Consider the following 16,599-nt stretch of genomic DNA (forward strand, 5'->3'; position numbering starts at 1 on the left):
CGGTCAACAAGGATGTCTTCTTCTGCCATCCATGGAATCTATACTCTTAAATAGCCTAGCGCACGCGTTGCAAAAAAGAATAATAACCGACACTTGTTTAATTCAATTCCCCGTCGCACGGAAAGACACTACCCGTCCTCCTTGTCCCATAGTGAGTCAAAAGCGGAATTCACGGCGCCCGAGCATGCACTCGTGTGGCTGTTGCGAGTTTACGGCGCGATTTGTCTGACTTTTCTGATGATTGTTCCGAAGTATTTTCTGCCTGCAGAAGATGCAATGATTTTATTTGCATACAGCAGAAATCTTGCGGCTCATAAGGCCATCACCTTTTTTGCAGGCGGACCACATGCAGAAGGCGCGACAGATTTTGCTTGGATGGCGCTGGTCGCCGGAGCGATGCGGGTTGGACTGGATCCCTACTGGTTCTCGGCGGTGATCAATGTGGGTTCGCTGCTCGGCCTGGCGATGGTGTTGCTGCGGCTGGGGCGCGTTCAAATTTCGATGCTGCGAGTGCTGGCGATCGCGGGATCGGCAGCGTTGTTTCCACAGATCTTCGCAGTCGCCACGGGTTTTGCGGTTCTTCCCGACGCACTCCTGCTTGCATTGCTGGCTCTACTGGTAACTGCGGGCCTCGCGACGTGGGCTTCGCTTACTTCGCTTGCGCTCTGTCTTTTTAGACCGGATGGAGTGGTCTTTGTGCTGCCGCTGCTGGGTTACCTTGTGGTGTCTTCAAAGGACCAGGCCAGATCGTTCGGGAAGGTGGCGGGAATTTTTCTTGCGCCGGGGATGCTTTACTTCGCGTGGCGAGTGCATTACTTTGGTGAACTTTTCCCACTTCCTTTTTTGGTGAAGTCGGACGCACAACGTGTGCTCGGGCTGGTGGTCGCTCACTCGATGCAGCAGAGCCTAAAGTACCTGCTCTTCGACGCCGCGGTGCTGTTGTCGGGTGTCGTGACTCGAGGCCTGCGGCCGAGGTATCTGTTTGTCAGTCTAATTGCGGTGCCCACTGCGTTCTACTGGATGATGCGCCTTGATCAGAATATTGGCGACCGCTTCTTCTACTATCTGCCGCTGGCGGCCGCTCTTCTGATTGCGGTGCATTGGGGGCAGACGACGCTCACATCACGCAGGATTTTGTTGCGGGTCGGCGTTGGTGCGTGGCTGCTTTTGATTGCAATGCCGTTCTATCGTGAGCTTCGAACTTTTCGTGATATGCAATTTAACGAAGCGAAGAGCATTGCGCAGGCGCTGAACACAATGCCCGAACACGGCACAATGATTACGACGGAGGCTGGTTTTCTGCCGTACTATACGGGCTGGACGACTTATGATCCTTGGGGTTTGAACACTCCGGAGTTCGCCCATCGATTTATACAACCTGCAGATGTCGAGCGTTTGCGGGCGGATGTGATTGTTGCGCATCCGGATCAGGCGGAGAGCTGCCTGATCCAGCCTGAGTGGCAGTCGCAATATGGCACCCGGACGTGGCCGAATTTGACTCGGAACCTGGTGATCGGCGCTCGCGATTCGCGGTATGAGTTATGGCTGATCTCTTATGGCTCTGAGTTTTATCGGCAGCGTAGGCGTTGGCATTATGGCGAGGGGGATCGCGAGTGTTGGTTTCTGCTGCGGGATTCGCCGCGCTACTCCGCGATAGCAGATGCGCTTCGTCGACATCATGGAGTAGGTCCACCGGAGTCGATTCGTCTCGAGGAAGAGCACACTGCAAGTCGTAACTATTGACTGATCGGTGGCTGGGCAGTCGCACCGATTCGGGGCGCCTGAGCGGCCTCCACCTAACTTGGAGCTATTCCCACTTACGGTATTGAAGATCGGGCCGATAAAGAAGGCAGGATTGTAACTTGGAGTCTTCCTTGCCTTCGCTGAATTACCAACTGGAATCACGCTCACGGATTGGAAATCAGCTCTTTTATGCGTTGGTCGTACTGCAAGTGGCGATCTCGGTTGGCAGTTTGCTCGGCTCGCACTCATTGCGGAGCGTGGAATCGACGGTTTTGGAAGATAGGGCTGCGCTCACATCGTATCGGGTGCAACTTGACGGACTCCAGACGCAGATGGAGGGAGCGCACGCCAGCAGCACTGGCTTGGAGACCCAACGGGCGTCAGCTACGACGCTGGGCTCTTCTTTGCAGGCGTTGGCGGAGTCCGCTCCCGCGGGCTTTGCGACAAACTCGTCAGCTACCGCACGGCATGCGGAGGCGTTTCGACAACTAGCAACGAGACCAGTTGTCGATACAATGTGGATTGCTGATTACGATCAAGAGTTGAGTGAAGCCGCTCAATCTCTCGAACACGCGCGGGTAAAGACCAACGCAGCGGAAGCAGAGTTCCTGATCCAAACGCAGAGAATCCACAGAATCCGCTTGTGGATCGAACGAATGGACACCGCAACACCGCTGCTTTTGTTGAGCACGATCCTATGCATGACTTGGCTGAAGCGGGAGATGCGCCTGCAGGTCGTACACCGCATGAAAATTGAGGTGGAGCTTCGACAGGAGCGAAGTTCTCTTGAAAACCGTATCGAGGAGCGCACCGCGGAGTTGCAGTCCGAGGTAAAAGAGCGGATGCGGGTGGAACAATTGAACCGCGGTAGAAACCAGGTCTTGGAGATGCTCGCACGTGACGAGCCCACGGAGGAGATCTTCCGCGTTCTGGTTGAGGTTCTTGCGAGACATCGCTCGACCTGGGCCTGCGCGCTTCATCTGCTCGAGGATGGAACGCTGCATCTGAAAGCCTCGACTGACGTGCCAGATAAGCTCGTTCGAAATCTGCAACAATTATCGGCTGGGATGGCAAGTGTGCCGGAGTTGGAGGCACTTAGCCAGAGCAAAGCGCTGATACTCGATGACCTGGCTGCAGATCGCAAGCCGTGGACGGAACTGCTGCGCGCCAATGGTATCCAATCATTATGGTCGGCTCCATTTTTTGGACCGGACAAAAGCCCGCTCGGAACTCTCACGATCTATGCGCTACTGCGGTATCCTCCGTCACCGGCCGATTTGGAACTTTTGGAGACGCACAGCCAGATGGCGGCGATGGTTCTCGAACGATGCCGTCTACAGGACGAGCTGCGACGTCATGCCTATCACGATAGCATGACTTCACTGCCCAATCGACTACTTGGACAGGAGCGGCTGTCGACCGCGATTCGCCGCGCTAAGCGAAACGGTGAATCGATAGCTGTGCTGTGGATAGATCTGAACAAGTTCAAACAGATTAATGATGTGCACGGGCACGCCGCGGGCGACTCGGTGCTGAGGCAGGTCGCCGATCGGCTTTTGAAGAGGCTGCGTGACAGCGATACAGTTGCGCGAATGGGTGGCGATGAGTTTATGGTTGTGCTCGAGGATATACCGGGGCGTGCGGATGCACAAATGGTAGCCGAGACGCTGCTCGATACTCTAAAACTGCCTGTAGCGTTTCAGGATCTGCAGCTGTCGATTTCGGCGAGCATCGGGATAGCCCTCTTCCCCGACGATGGAGACTCTGCTGACTCATTGGAGCGCAATGCGGATCTGGCGATGTACGAAGCAAAGTTCGGCAATTATGGGACACGCACGTTCTCTTCAGTACTGAACCAGGCTCTGATCGACCGTCGCGAACTCGAGCAGGAGATGGCTTCTGCACTGGAACACGGCGGCTACGAGTTACATTACCAACCGCAGTGCGATCAAAACGGCCGCGTTGCTGCATTTGAAGCGCTGCTTCGATTTACTCATCCCACTCTCGGCGTAGTGCCTCCTTCACGCCTCGTTCCGATAGCCGAAGAGAGCCAAATGATCATCTCTCTCGGCACCTGGGTGTTGCGAGAGGCATGCCGGCATAATCGGCAGTGGCAGCTTGAAGGCTATCCCCCGGTACGCGTTGCGGTAAATATCTCGTCGATGCAGTTCGCTCGCGAGGACTTCGCCGATTCAGTCGCGAAGGTTCTTGAGGAGACTGGTCTGGCTCCCGAGTTTCTGGAGCTAGAATTGACAGAGAGTGTCGTGGTGAAAGACTTCACCGAATCTACCCGTCAGTTGCAGCGGCTGAAGCGGCTTGGCGTGAGTATAGCGATCGATGATTTTGGCACGGGGTACTCCTCTCTGAACTATCTGCATCGACTTCCGATCGATCGTTTAAAGATCGACCGCTCTTTCATCCAGGTGCTGAGTGCGCCGAACAGCACGCTGCCGATCCTCGAGGCCATTATCGCGATGGCCAAGAATATGGAACTGGGGGTGGTGGGTGAAGGAGTGGAGACGGATGAGCAGAGGGCAATGCTTTGTTTGAAAGGGTGCGATCTTTTACAGGGCTTCCTCTATTCACGGCCAGTTTCGGCCGATCGTGCAAAGTTTTTACTGCAGGCGGGACCTTTGTATGAGTCGATGCTGCGTGAGGATGCACTCGCTGTCGCCGCGGTGTGAGCCGCTTTTCCGAGCCCGGAGTGTTTCTCGAAGAACAATTACTTTGGCATCTGGCCAATGGTGCGTTTGAGATCTTCTTGTGCGAGTGACAAACCGAGGTTTGCTTCGAGCAGTGATGCGCGCGCAGAAGCCGACTTCGCCCTCGCTTCAGCGCGGGCCGAAGCGAGGGCGGCGTTTTGTTCGAACTGCCTATCTGATAGACGAGAGGCTTCGACTCGCACGTCAAGGGACTCTTTGGCGACGCCTACCATCTGCTGAAGCTGCTGGACCTTGTCATACGCAGTCTCTACCTGCACGGTGACTTCGTCTTCGAGCTTCTGCAGACTCAACTCGGCCTGAGCGAGGATAGTGCGGGCGTCCTGGATCTGAGCGTTCCTGCGGCCGCCATCGAAGAGGTCGTAGCTAAACGTCACTCCAAAAGCTCCGAAGTTGTGCACGAAAAACGAGATTCCACTCTGATAGTCGTAGTGCGCGAATGCCGTAACGTCGGGAATGTAGGCGTCTTTCGCAGACGCCAGGGACGCCTTCGCTTTTATGACTGATTGTCTTGCCGCCAGAAGATCAGGATTGTTGGCCTCCGCTATATGAAGACATTCTTCACGGGAGGGAGGAGTGAGTGGCTGTTCTTTGTCATCGGGTTCCAAATGGAGTTCGGTGTTCAGAGGAAGGCCGAGTAAATCGTTGAGGGAGAGCGTGAGGTCGTGGAGTTGGAGCGTCTGCGTCAGAACGGTCTGTCGGGCGTCGAGGAGAGCAGCGTGACTTTCGAGCGCTACGACTTCGAGCGAGTGACCGCGCGTGACATCGTCGGTGCTTTCCTGGAACTTCACTTCTCCAGCGGCGACTTCTTCAGCAGCTGCGTCTTTTTCGAGTTGCACGATCAGGATGTTGTAGTAAAGCTGACGTGCTTTGAGCGCTACTTCATCCTCGGCTTGAGTGAGCTTAACCCTTGCGGTGTTGATGTCAGCGGTGGCGGCGCGATTTGCCTCGTGTACTTTGAGCAGTTGCGTGGTCGGCTGATTGAGAGAGGTAATGCTCTGGTAAGACGTGAAAGTGCCCTGACTGAGAAAGAGCTTTTGTCCCGGGATGGGCCCGGTCGCCGCGGAGCTTCCGAAGGCCCCCGCAGGAATGTCGACCCCTTCGACTTCGGTGACATGGAGGAGGGCAGAGTGGTTTGAAAGCTGCGGATAGTATGAAGAGCGGGCGATCTCTTTCTTGTGCCTGCTGTCGTCGACGGAAAGCTGTGCGAGTTTGAGGCTGCGATTTTGTGCGAGAGCGAGATCAATTGCCTGGGAGACGGTGAGAGTTCTCGAGGGATTGGCTTCCGCACGGATGGCCGTGTCTGAAGCGAGCGTGGCAACGGCTCCCAGCAGAAGATATGCGAGGAGTTGATGTGGCGAACGGCTGGTTTGACGGAAGCGCATAGGAGATTCCCTGGAAAGATTCTGTTGGCTCATGGTGTGGCCGCGGGCACTGCCACGACCTGTCTGTATCGTGAAGGGACACGTTCCATGCGGCGCGGTCCTAACAACCCACCGAGATAGACCGAGAGGGGCCAATGAACATCATCGACGCATTGAAGCCTGTGCCGATCAAGGACGCCTCGTCAACACCTAGATGCAAGGCCCCGCGCATGTCGGCGAGTCCAACACTGATCAGGCGTCCCGTGCCGGTCGCGATCATGGCACCCGGCGGAACGCCGAACACCCCGAGGAAGAGGTGAACCGTTTTTACTGACGGTATGGGCTCGGGTGGAGACTTTGCAGAGGTCGCCTCCGCCAACATCAACATCACGATCTTGGTCCTTCCCCGCGGATCTGCTTGCCCGAAACGTGAACGGTAACGATGGCGGAGAAGCCGGGGCGGAGCCTGTCTTTGAGCGCGTGGTCGGGGTCGAGGAGGATCTTGACTGGGATTCTCTGGACCACCTTTGTATAGTTGCCGCTGGCGTTGTCGGGCGGCAGAAGGGCGAATTGCGATCCACTGGCTGGAGCGATTTCTTCCACCTTGCCGTGCAGAGTCACGCCGGGAAAGGTATCGATTGTAATATCGGCCGCGTCGCCTTTACGGATGTTGGTTAGTTGAGTCTCTTTGTAGTTGGCCTGAACCCAGACATCTCCCTTGACGAGATCGATGATCTGCACACCCGGGGCTACAAGCTGTCCTTCGAGGACGTGACGTTCTCCCACTGAACCAGCCGTGGGCGCAGAGATTTGCGTATAGCCTAGGTTAACTTTGGCGACGACAATAGCTGCCTGTTTCGCCTCGATCTGCGCCTTGAATTCCGCGTCGTGGGTATCGAGCGCCTGCCGCTGACGCCGTTCGGCCTCAAGCAGACTGCGGCTGCTTGCGAGCGAGGCCGTAGCGCGGTCAACGTCTGCCTGGCGACTAGTGAGCATTCCAGAAAGTTGGTCTGCGTTCCCGACGGCTGATTCGAGCTGCTGGTGGGTAGCGGCCTTTGAAGCGAGAAGTGCCTCCTGCCGAGTTCGTTCCTGAGTAGCACGCAGCACCTCTGCCTGGGCGGAGGAGACGGCTGCCTTGGCCGCGTCGACGGCAGAGCTCGCCTGATTTACGAGAGCCTGGGAGTTTTGGATTTTGGCGTCTTCAATAAGTTTGGCAGCCTGATTATCGGCAAGCTGCGCCTTTGCTCCTTCGAGTGCGGCTTGAGCTTCGCCCAGGGTTGCGCGGTAGTCTTCGTCGTCCAACTGGACGAGTACCTGGCCCGGTTTGACCGGCTCGTAATCGTTGACGTCGACTCGGCGCACGGTGCCTGATATTCGTGTGCTGAGAGGTGTCATGTCCGCGCGGAGATATGCGTCGTCTGTTCGTTGCTCGGTATGTCCGCCCTGCCATAAGGTCCAGTTGTCCTTGATGACGAAAAAGATCAAGGCGGCAACGGCCAGTGTGATGATTGGAACAATGAGTCGCTTTATCATGTCGTTCATGACTCCCAATGATGCCTGAGTTTCTGTGAGGGGCGCTAGTGTACGCCGAGTACGCTGCAGGGCGCTTCCTGGGCCAGTTCGTACACCGTGCTCCAGAGACGTGCAATATAAAGGTCCCGTCGATGGAGGCCCACGACCAGGAGATCGGATTTCTGTTCGCGCAGAAAATGGACGAGTGATTCAACCTGATGACCTTCGAGCAGGTGACTTGTCACTGCAAGATTGTGGCCTTCGGCCAACGTAGTGGCGTGCTCTTGAAGAGTCTGATAGAAGACGCGGCGATCCTCGTGAAGAATATTTGGGAGCGAGGAATCGGCTGCCGCCGCATACGCACCATAGACCGGTAGATCGGCCATGACGGTGACGATGTGAAGCTGGGCACTGAGGCTCTTAGCCAGTTCCATGCCCGACGCGAGTGCTCGCTTTGCCTCTGGCGACTCGTTATAGGCGACGACGATCTTCTGAAGCATGAAAAGGGCCCTCTCCCCTGCCGTTTAGTTGCTTTATTCGTCCAAAAAGTCGCGGAATTCGTCTTGTGACTCGTCTTCAAGGCTGCGCGCTGCCCTAAGTACGGCTCCCTGAAGCTCCTCGTCGGTAAACGGCTCAACAATGACGTCGTATCCGCCCGACTCGAGCACAGAAGACCACAGCTGAAAGCTGGCTGTGTGAGTATAGACCAGAAGTGCCGGGCGCGGATTGAGCAGACAGATTTCATTCCAGAGCCCCCACCAGCCAACCTTCTGCAGTGCTGCGGGCAAGACAACGACATGGACCAACTCCTGGTTGCGTACAAGTTGCGATAAATCTGAAGTCCGACAGACAAAGAGGAAGGCCGCGTGAAGGTCGGCCACCTGTCGCTGAAACTCCGCCTGAACGTGAGGCGGTCCGGCAACGAGCACCCGGAGTTTGCTGTGTTTCTGTGTCACGCATGGACCTCGTGCCTGGCACCTAGAGCATGACAGAAAGAACGCAGAATAGAAGCGTGAGGAACGGTGATCTCACTGTGATGTCGCTTGCCAAGGCGCTCTGGGCGTCTAGAATGTTTGTGTGATCCTCCGCTTGGCGACGGGAGGGAGAACGCTGGGAGGGACAGGTGCTGCTTGAAGTCTGAGAAGATTCGCACAGTCAACGTTGGGCCCCTCTCCGAGGAGGCGATTCGTGAGGAGTTGAAGCGGCTTCTTGAGAGCACGATCTTCGCCCAATCGGATCGACTTGGACGCTTTCTGCGTTTCACTGTCGAGCAGGTCCTACAGGGAAATCAGGATGCGTTGAAAGAGTATGCGATTGGGACTGAAGTCTACGATCGCAAACCGCCCTATCATCCGAGTCGAGACTCCATTGTCCGCTCTGAGGCACGCCGTTTGCGAGCCAAGCTCAAGGAATACTACGAGGGCGAAGGCAAGCACGCCCCGGTCTTTATCTACTTTCGCCTCGGCAGCTATGTCCCAGTCTTTCGCTCGCGAGAAATGCTTGAGCGCGAGGAAAAGACATCTGAAGACAGCAACGAGGGAAGCGAGGCCAGCCCCGCAGGTACGGCGATCGCGGTGATTCCATTTGCAGCACCCTCCGTCAGCGAGTTTGCTTCCGCGGTCGCGCAGGGGATTACGGACGAGCTGGTCCATCGAATGATGCGGGCCGAAGGATGCCGCGTCATTGCAGCGAGTTCCATGATGCACCTCGGTGCGCAGACCGCTGACATCCCGGTTCTGGTCGAGAAATTAGGTGTCCAGATCATCTTTGAAGGAACAGTCCGTCTCGAGAGCAACCGAATCCGAGTGACTGCGCGGATGGTCGGTGCGGATGGCTTCCAGATGTGGTCGCAACAGTTCGAGGCAGAAGCCGAGCCGGAAGGACTGTTTCGTGTGCAGGAACAGATTGCTTCGGCCATGGTAAGTCGGGTCGCTCCGCGTTGCCCAATCACGCGACTCGTTCCGTCTGCGACCAATCCTGTGAATCTGAAGAGATACCCCGCCATCCTGGCGGCTGAGGCGCTGCTCGAGGAAGGTAGCGTGGCGAACGTCGAGGGCGCGCTGAAACGATTCGAGACAATAGCAATCGCAGACCCGGAGTATGCCCGTCCCTACTGTGGAATAGCCCAATGCTATTACTGGATGGCGCAACGGGGGGCACCCGATTCCGCGAACTTTGTAGCGAGGGCGAAAAAGGCTGCCGAGCGTGCTATGACCCTAGAGCCGTCGATGATCGAAGCGCACACCGCGTATGCCTGCGCGCTGGCGATGGATTGGCAGTGGACAGAGGCGGAGGGTGAGTTCGAACGAGCGCTCGCGCTGGGGTCGCACCAGGGAACCTATCGTCAATATTCGGCATTCTTGACCGTACTAGGGAGGTACGACGAGGCGTGGTCCTATCTTCAGATTGCGCAGCAACTGGATCCTTTCTCGTATCGCCAGAAAGTCTCCTACGCGAGATTTTTGTACGTGAGCCGTCTCTATGAAGACGCAGTCGAACACTTTGCCAGACCGTCATCGTATGGACCATTGCCGCTCGAGGTCTCCGCCTTGCAAGCACTCATCGAGGTACAACTAGGGCGCCATACAGAAGCCATAAAGTTGGCGCAGACATTACAGCGAAACGTGGGGGGACAGCCTTTTTTCCGGAGCCTAATCGCTGAGGTTGTCGCTCGATGCGGTGAGATTGAGGTCGCGGTCAAAATGATTGACGATCGTCGCCTCTTCGCACCCGAGACGCAGTTGAGCAACTTTCGGAGAGCTTCGCTGGCAGTTGCAATTGGCGATCAAGGGCGGGCAGAAAGATATCTTCGTCAGTCGTTCGAAGAGAGAGAGGCTGAGCTTCCCTGGGCGGCGGTGGAACCGGGTTTCGACGAAATGCGCGAGAATAAAGAGTTCCGTTCCATTGTTGAGGCGGTTGTTGTGAAGTCGACGCCTAAAGCGGTTCGCGTGTAGACCTGCTCCAGTATGGTTGAACGCGATCCCAATGCGCTGCCTGCACCAGACACTTTTTGGCTGTGCCAGCCAGAGGCTCGTGCCTCCGACAACTCGAATGAGTGTCCTCCCTGATCAAAAAGGTCTGAGATCGAGTCATTGGTACGTTCCTTACCTATGTAGAGAAAATAGTCTCTGGTCATGCTATCAATTTGCCTGAGATATTCGACCATCGCTTCAGACGATATGTCCGACATTGAATGAGAGCTGAACGTCAGATCGACGCTGCCGGTAGGCATAGCATCCAACTCGAATAAAGGTAGTAGTGCCACATCGGACTGAGAGATCGCGTCGGCTGTCAACTGACCCTCGCCATACAGCAAAAACTTCAGCTTCGGAAACGCTTTTATGAGGTAGTACGAGGTCAGTGCAACACTCTCTGGCACATCGAAATCCAAGTAGGTAACCTCAGGCCGATTGCGAAGCAGATAGTAAGCCATTCCCCCAAATCCGCCTCCGATCTCCGCAACAGTGGCAATTTTCGAGTCGAGTAGGCTGTCTATCCGATGAGCACAATAGTGTGCGTACTCGGCACCTACGTTTATATGTGTTTCCTCAATTAGCACACCAAACGGATTGCCGATGCCAGGGCCGGCAAGATCGCGCAATACAAAGCGGTTTTGAGTCTGTGCTTTCCAGTAATCAAATCTATATAAAACATGACTTAGATAAAAACGCCGGTGAAAATCTTTGATTGTCCCTCCAAAATAGGCTTTCGACATACCGAACGGCACGCCCAGCAAACCTGATGAGCAAGGGTCACGGAAGAAGTTTCGGTACATCCTTCGGAGCGTACTAATATCTCTGGTGAGCAGCGCCCGGGCTACAGGTCCCAAGCTTCCCTGCCGTACCTGCTGCCACCACTCCGAAGCTTTGTATATCTTGGGCGCAAACTGCTGCTGTTCCACGGCCCTTATGTACGCCGCGCATATTCTTTCCAGTAACTCATCGTCACCCCCCGAATTATCGAGGCGCGATCTGAATCCATCGGTCACATTTTGTAGATCGTAACGAGGATCGCCCCTGAAGCGACGTGCGCCGTGATCTGCAAATCTCCACATGCTCCAGCGTGCCGCGAAAAGGCTTTTTGCAGTACTCACCGTCCGAAAAGGATGGCGCAGATGTTTGAGCTTTACCATAGAACCCTTTTCAAGAAGCGCTCATGAAAATCCTTAAGTCTACGGATTAAAGAAACGCAGCAAGGCCTTTTCATCTTCGTCACTCAGTCCTGCGCGTACTCGCATATGTTTTACTACAGTTCCGGAGATGCGAGGAGAAAAGCCCTGGGGAGCATTGTGACAGCGTGAGCAGTTCTCTTCGAAGACCTGCTGTCCGTCTCTTTGTGTTGCGTTATGGACTGCGTTGCGCTTGACTTGCTGCTGTGAGTTCATGAGCAAGACGCTGCCTTCTTTCGCCTGCGAAAATGCATGCGCTGTAGAAAGCAAGAGAGCACAGAGGGAGATAGGTGCAAAAATTTTCATTTTGATTTGCCTTTCCACGCCGGAAAGAGAAAGCGATAAACAATCCCGGTCTCCCAAATATTGAAGTTTCCAGTCGAAGAGAATTGGCGAGCGTAGTTTGCGTTGATCCTCACCTCGTGCGGTAGATGGTAGTTGAGTCCAAAGTCAGTTCTCTGCGTGTCTGCGGCTGGCAGAAAATCTGATGGGTCAGGACTGTTTCGAAAGGTCTGCTGCAGCCGGAATACCGGCTCGAGCCGCCCGATCAAGCTGTCGACACCGTGAAACTGAGATAGTCGATAGTCGGTCTCAATCCAATAGCCTTGGGAGTGAGCTCCATGCGCATATTCGGAGCGGACCTTCAGAGGAATCTTTGCCGGCTCCCACCAGAGATGAGCTCCAAAGGCGTTGGATGATTGGATCCCCTCGAGCGACCGACCATAGGATGCACCAACCTCCACTCTTGCCTGCGGGAAGTAGGCATATACCTGTCCGCCGGTTGAGCGCGATGACTGAAACTCCTTATTGGCACTACCTGCTGAGAAGTAGGCCGCATAGCTAATTGAAACTTTATCCGTTGAGTACGCGTTACCCCTCAGCATACCTCCGGTCCCACTGCCGCTTCCCATGGTGCCCACACTAAAGATCAAGGGAGCATCCAGGCTGCTGATCCAAATAGGTGAAAGTCGTTCGTTGTAGGTTCCAAAGGGAGTGAGGAAGTATCCTCCGACGATAGTTATTTGCGGCGTGGCAATGTAGTCTGCCTGAAGATACGACAATCCCAGAAATGTCGAATGGTCATACCCCTGACCGTTTCCCTGTGGAGAAAAAGTCTCGAGAATATTCGCGCGCGACTCAACCAGCAAGTGTTGACCGATTGGAGCCTCGAGCACTGGAACGGCAATGGTCTGATAAGACGTGCTACCAGCATTCGTATTTGTCAAGAAGCCCACGCCTCCTGATAGAAGAGGAACATCCTGAGCCACCAAGGCTGGCATGTTCCACAGCAATTCCGCAAAGAGCAACACCGCGCAACAAGCTAGTCGTCGGAGTGTGCAATATCTCAAAGTCAACAAAGTACCCATCCTGTTTCAAAACTATCGTGACGCATTCGCACGTGTGTCAGCCGATGGTCTGGACCCTGTCACTTATTTGTCAGCGTGGCTTCGACGGGAAAGTCCGCTCCACAGTGGGCTTTCTATGTTGTGGAAGACAAGCATGATCTTGGAGGATCCTGCAGCCGCGTGGCGCGGGGATCAAATTAGACGAGGCCATGCTCTCCCCACACCACTTGCGATCCATCGATTTTTGAAGGCACCTGTTTAACCTTCAGTAAATGATTCGCCGTCTACAAAGCGCAGAAAACGAGAGGGCTCTCCCGCAATCGCTCGCATAAATCAGAGTCTGCGAGTCCGCGGCCCAGGCGGGCTCGATGCTGTTGCATGCTGCATTGGTGAGCCTGCGTGTTTCTCCGCTGCCTAAATTGCGCAACCAGAGATTCCAGGCTCCACCTTGCAGCTGGCTATATGTGAGCCACCTCCCGTTTGGAGAGATGGAAGGATACCTCGTCTCGCCCATTTCAAGGGATCGTATCCCTCCGTTTCGGTCCGCGACGAATAAGCCTGGCGGACCGCTCGACACAGCTGAGAATATGAGCTCGCCTCCGGGCAAGAACGACATCTCGAGCACATTGAGTCCGGGCGGCGTCATTGGCTTGTCGACGTCCGACCTATCCAAAGCGCGTATCCAAATGCGCGCTCGACCATGGTCCTCGCGGAGGAACGCGAGCCATCGACCATCGAAAGATGCGACTGGAGATTCAGCTTGACGAATGATAGCTCTTCCCTTCGGCAAAGAGATGATTTTAGATTCGTGTCCAGTTTGTTCTACCCATCGGTCGCCATTCGCGGCGGCGATCCCGAGCTCATCGTCATCTCCTGTGTTTCCAACTCTAATGGCGTCGAATCGTTCGACTGCGACATGGTAGCCGTTGTCCCGCATCGTCACGAACAACGCCGCATTCTCTTCTACAGTGGGATCAGCCGCCATAAACACTTCTTTTGGAACAGGGATTCTCCATTGGTAGTCGGCATAGAGACCATGTTGGTGGCGGAGATTGGATGCGATGCTGAATATCAAGATTGTTCCGAGCACCATTGACCACGCTAGACGACCACGCTTTGCGTTTCTGTTTGGCTCTTGCCTGATCAAAGCCGCATAGGCAAAGACGCATAGCAGGATGATTACGTAGAGTCTTGGCACGCCAAGCAGAGCGAACCACCCTTCTCCTCGATTATTTGCGCCTCCCGCAAATCCTGCTATTACATAAAGAGAGAGAAGAATTGCAGTCCGGCGGGTTTTTCCATGGCCCTGAAGCGATGCCCATAGCAATGAAACGGGCAAGATGAGAAGAGTGAAGAGGTAGGATGTGGATGACGTCGAAACCGCAAGACTGACTAGTAAGATCGCTGCCCACTCGAGACGGATGCGGCGTGGAGATCTGTCATCCGGTATCGCGAAGAGGAGGGCTGGTGCCATCAATGCCATCTGCAGGGCGGGATGCAGCGCTGCAAACATCCATGGAGCATTAATCGCTGGATGCTGGTTTAGCTGCGGCTCATAGATAAAAAGCTTGTGCAGAAGTGACGAGAGAGAGGCCGCCTGCAGGTTGTATGGATCCGAAGCCTCGCCGCGTAGTGCTGATGGCATCACTTGAAGAAGATAAGTGCGATTTAGCTCCCAACCAAAAACATAGATTGAAATAGCTCCGCTCGTTAGAGCGCCTGCTACTCCGCCCGCAAAGGCTTTAAGGTCTCGTTTCCTGAGAAAATAGAACAAATAGAGAATTGGAAAAATTTTTAGGCCTGTTGCAAGTCCAACTATTATTCCAGCGAAGAAACGCGTCCGACAGACATAGAGCCAGCATGCCAACGTCAATAAGAACAGTAACAAAACATAATATTGCCCGAACAACAAGTTTGCTCGAAGCGGAAAACTCAATAGAGCTACGAGCGCTAGACGCCGCCAAGGAAATCCGGTCAAACTTCGCAGAATTGATAGGGTTGCTACCAGAAGGCCGACGTTCAGGATTAGCCATTGGTGTTTTGCTTTTAATGCGGGCTGCGAGGTGAGTGGATAAATGACAAGAGTTGAGAACGGCGTGAGCGCGCTCATGCCGACGATGCGCTGATCTATGTCGCGGTGGTCTTTTTGACGCTGAAACCACACCCAATCGTAGATGCGGGATATATCGTATCTCTCATGCACAAGACTTGCTGTCAGATAGTAGTTAGGAAAGTCGGTGTTCAGAGTATGCCATGCCTTCGGGAGAGTACGCACTCCCATCTGGGCTGCGAAAAGCACAAGCAAAATCCACTCACAATGGAGAACCCATCGGGCAGGCGATTCAAGGGGATGTTCAACTTTGGAGGCTGATGAATATTCCAAATCGACGTTCTCCGCATCAACAGATCTTAAGATTCGGCGTTTATGTTCCTTTTAGAGCCAACCGCCTTAGCCTTGCATTCACCGGTTCAGCTTATCGTCCAGGGGAACCATTTCAATCGGAGCATGGCTAACAGCGAGTGATCGGTTACGCCCTCGCTTGTTGAACGCATCTCCTGCTAATGAAGTCTGCAACTCTTCGTCTCCCCCTTTGAGTTTGCCTAGTCGCCATGACTGATAAAACCCGTGAATAGAGCAGAACTCAAGGCCATCGAAAAATTTATCTTCCCAAATAATTCGCGCTATAAAAAACCTATGACTGCCGATCGCACGGACGGACTTGATTTCCACCTCCATAACTCGCGGTGCAAATTCAGGGACTGGAATACTAAATGCGGGCGACATCTTTGTTGCGAATGGAAGTTGGCTCCAGTCAATTGACTTCTTTGTGTGATTATTTGCGAGTTGATACGCCAAGGCACCTTGAGAGACTGGAAGGCTGCTCAATGCGATACGACCGGCCCGTTCTACGAGTCCACCCGCCAGCCTTTCGCCTCTCAAAGCAAACCCCATATATCCGTTACCCAAATTGCCAAGTATGTTCATGGGAAAGATGTTGCCGTCGGCTCTGCTACCTACGCTCACAAGCATGATGGGATGAGGACAGATGAAGATCACCATCCCTGCGCGCCTTTCGAGGAAAGTCATCTTTATTCCTTTGGTGTTATCGCGCCTCCACTGCCGATATGCGTGAAGCAAATAATGAGCGCAGAGACGCGCTCTTGGCAGACAATAATTTTTTGAATTTCGAGCTTCGAACAAGATGAACTCTGATTCAGCTTCGGTCACGATCATCTGAGACTTCAGTCCGATCTCTCCTAGCACTCGCTTCTGTCCCGCTCGCTCACAAAACAGCAGTGAGGGCCGGACCAGGTCTTTTTCGTTTGGTCTTTGTCCCTCATCAAATCCTACGCAGATAGTTAGCGGAGACGCACACACCATAGAATGACGACGAGTTACGTCGCGAGGTGCACCCGCTCCATGCAGCCACACGGCAATCTCTGTCTGCGGCTCTTCCAGTCCGAGCGTAAACTCCTGAGGAAGTAAGGTATTCCCGAAGGCGATCTTTTTGATCGCCATGCGGATTTTGTGCACTATCGACATACGATTATTCCCGATGAGCGACGCTGTCTTAATTACATGGCATTCCGTGTGTAGAGACGTGGAAGCGTGCTTTCTACAGAAGATGCCGAAGGCATCGATGGCAGCGCCATCGGTACCATGTTTCCGCGATCTAAATTATCGCCGCGCCTATGGAAGGGTGTGTCACCGAGTAGTCTTAAGTCTGTCATTAGATTGTCACGCC

Annotated in this window: 12 protein-coding genes; 2 read left to right on the forward strand and 10 right to left on the reverse strand. The window is 54.4% G+C overall.

Translation table 11 applies throughout. The annotated features are described in order from the left end of the window. The first annotated feature begins 276 nt into the window (after window positions 1-276). Window positions 277-1,743: a hypothetical protein gene (locus tag RBB77_RS22025; RefSeq protein ID WP_353063848.1), complete on the forward strand. Its 1,467-nt coding sequence runs from the start codon at window positions 277-279 to the stop codon at window positions 1,741-1,743. Between the two features lie 131 nt (window positions 1,744-1,874). Continuing rightward, on the forward strand, window positions 1,875-4,427 hold the full coding sequence (locus tag RBB77_RS22030) for a putative bifunctional diguanylate cyclase/phosphodiesterase (protein WP_353063849.1): 2,553 nt from the start codon (window positions 1,875-1,877) through the stop codon (window positions 4,425-4,427). A 38-nt stretch (window positions 4,428-4,465) separates the two neighbouring features. On the opposite strand, the gene RBB77_RS22035 is transcribed toward RBB77_RS22030, so the two are convergent. The 10 genes from RBB77_RS22035 to RBB77_RS22080 all read right to left on the reverse strand — a co-directional run bounded on the left by RBB77_RS22035 (window position 4,466) and on the right by RBB77_RS22080 (window position 16,373). Beyond that, window positions 4,466-5,848: a TolC family protein gene (locus RBB77_RS22035; protein WP_353063850.1), complete on the reverse strand. Its 1,383-nt coding sequence runs from the start codon at window positions 5,846-5,848 to the stop codon at window positions 4,466-4,468. A gap of 100 nt (window positions 5,849-5,948) precedes the next feature. Continuing rightward, a complete protein-coding gene (locus RBB77_RS22040; protein ID WP_353063851.1) occupies window positions 5,949-6,218 on the reverse strand; it encodes a hypothetical protein in 270 nt (89 codons plus the stop codon). Further along, window positions 6,215-7,360 carry an HlyD family secretion protein gene (locus RBB77_RS22045; protein WP_353063852.1) on the reverse strand — a complete coding sequence of 382 codons (1,146 nt, stop codon included), beginning with the start codon at window positions 7,358-7,360 and terminating at the stop codon, window positions 6,215-6,217. Before RBB77_RS22045 ends, RBB77_RS22040 begins: the two co-directional genes overlap by 4 nt. 44 nt (window positions 7,361-7,404) lie before the next feature. After that, on the reverse strand, window positions 7,405-7,839 hold the full coding sequence (locus RBB77_RS22050) for a universal stress protein (protein WP_353063853.1): 435 nt from the start codon (window positions 7,837-7,839) through the stop codon (window positions 7,405-7,407). A gap of 33 nt (window positions 7,840-7,872) precedes the next feature. Next, entirely contained in the window at window positions 7,873-8,295 is a 423-nt protein-coding gene (locus RBB77_RS22055; protein WP_353063854.1) for a hypothetical protein, read from the reverse strand. A 1,856-nt stretch (window positions 8,296-10,151) separates the two neighbouring features. Further along, window positions 10,152-11,471, reverse strand: a complete 1,320-nt coding sequence (locus RBB77_RS22060) for a putative sugar O-methyltransferase (protein ID WP_353063855.1) — start codon at window positions 11,469-11,471, stop codon at window positions 10,152-10,154. Between the two features lie 39 nt (window positions 11,472-11,510). Then, complete coding sequence (locus RBB77_RS22065; RefSeq protein WP_353063856.1) at window positions 11,511-11,813, reverse strand: cytochrome c; 303 nt, start codon at window positions 11,811-11,813, stop codon at window positions 11,511-11,513. Beyond that, window positions 11,810-12,742 carry a hypothetical protein gene (locus RBB77_RS22070; RefSeq protein WP_353063857.1) on the reverse strand — a complete coding sequence of 311 codons (933 nt, stop codon included), beginning with the start codon at window positions 12,740-12,742 and terminating at the stop codon, window positions 11,810-11,812. Before RBB77_RS22070 ends, RBB77_RS22065 begins: the two co-directional genes overlap by 4 nt. 376 nt (window positions 12,743-13,118) lie before the next feature. Further along, window positions 13,119-15,056 carry a glycosyltransferase 87 family protein gene (locus RBB77_RS22075; RefSeq protein ID WP_353063858.1) on the reverse strand — a complete coding sequence of 646 codons (1,938 nt, stop codon included), beginning with the start codon at window positions 15,054-15,056 and terminating at the stop codon, window positions 13,119-13,121. Window positions 15,057-15,314: 258 nt separating this feature from the next. Further along, entirely contained in the window at window positions 15,315-16,373 is a 1,059-nt protein-coding gene (locus tag RBB77_RS22080) for a hypothetical protein (protein WP_353063859.1), read from the reverse strand. Window positions 16,374-16,599 lie beyond the last annotated feature (226 nt).

The organism is Tunturibacter psychrotolerans (assembly GCF_040359615.1).
GTDB classification, from domain to species: Bacteria; Acidobacteriota; Terriglobia; order Terriglobales; family Acidobacteriaceae; genus Edaphobacter; species Edaphobacter psychrotolerans.

Bases quoted from the DNA above. Each gene is read 5' to 3' on its own strand.
- RBB77_RS22050 (WP_353063853.1), bottom strand. From the start codon at position 7,839: ATGCTTCAGAAGATCGTCGTCGCCTATAACGAGTCGCCAGAGGCAAAG.
- RBB77_RS22025 (WP_353063848.1), top strand. From the start codon at position 277: ATGATTTTATTTGCATACAGCAGAAATCTTGCGGCTCATAAGGCCATC.
- RBB77_RS22035 (WP_353063850.1), bottom strand. From the start codon at position 5,848: ATGCGCTTCCGTCAAACCAGCCGTTCGCCACATCAACTCCTCGCATAT.
- RBB77_RS22060 (WP_353063855.1), bottom strand. From the start codon at position 11,471: ATGGTAAAGCTCAAACATCTGCGCCATCCTTTTCGGACGGTGAGTACT.
- RBB77_RS22080 (WP_353063859.1), bottom strand. From the start codon at position 16,373: ATGGCGATCAAAAAGATCGCCTTCGGGAATACCTTACTTCCTCAGGAG.
- RBB77_RS22065 (WP_353063856.1), bottom strand. From the start codon at position 11,813: ATGAAAATTTTTGCACCTATCTCCCTCTGTGCTCTCTTGCTTTCTACA.
- RBB77_RS22045 (WP_353063852.1), bottom strand. From the start codon at position 7,360: ATGATAAAGCGACTCATTGTTCCAATCATCACACTGGCCGTTGCCGCC.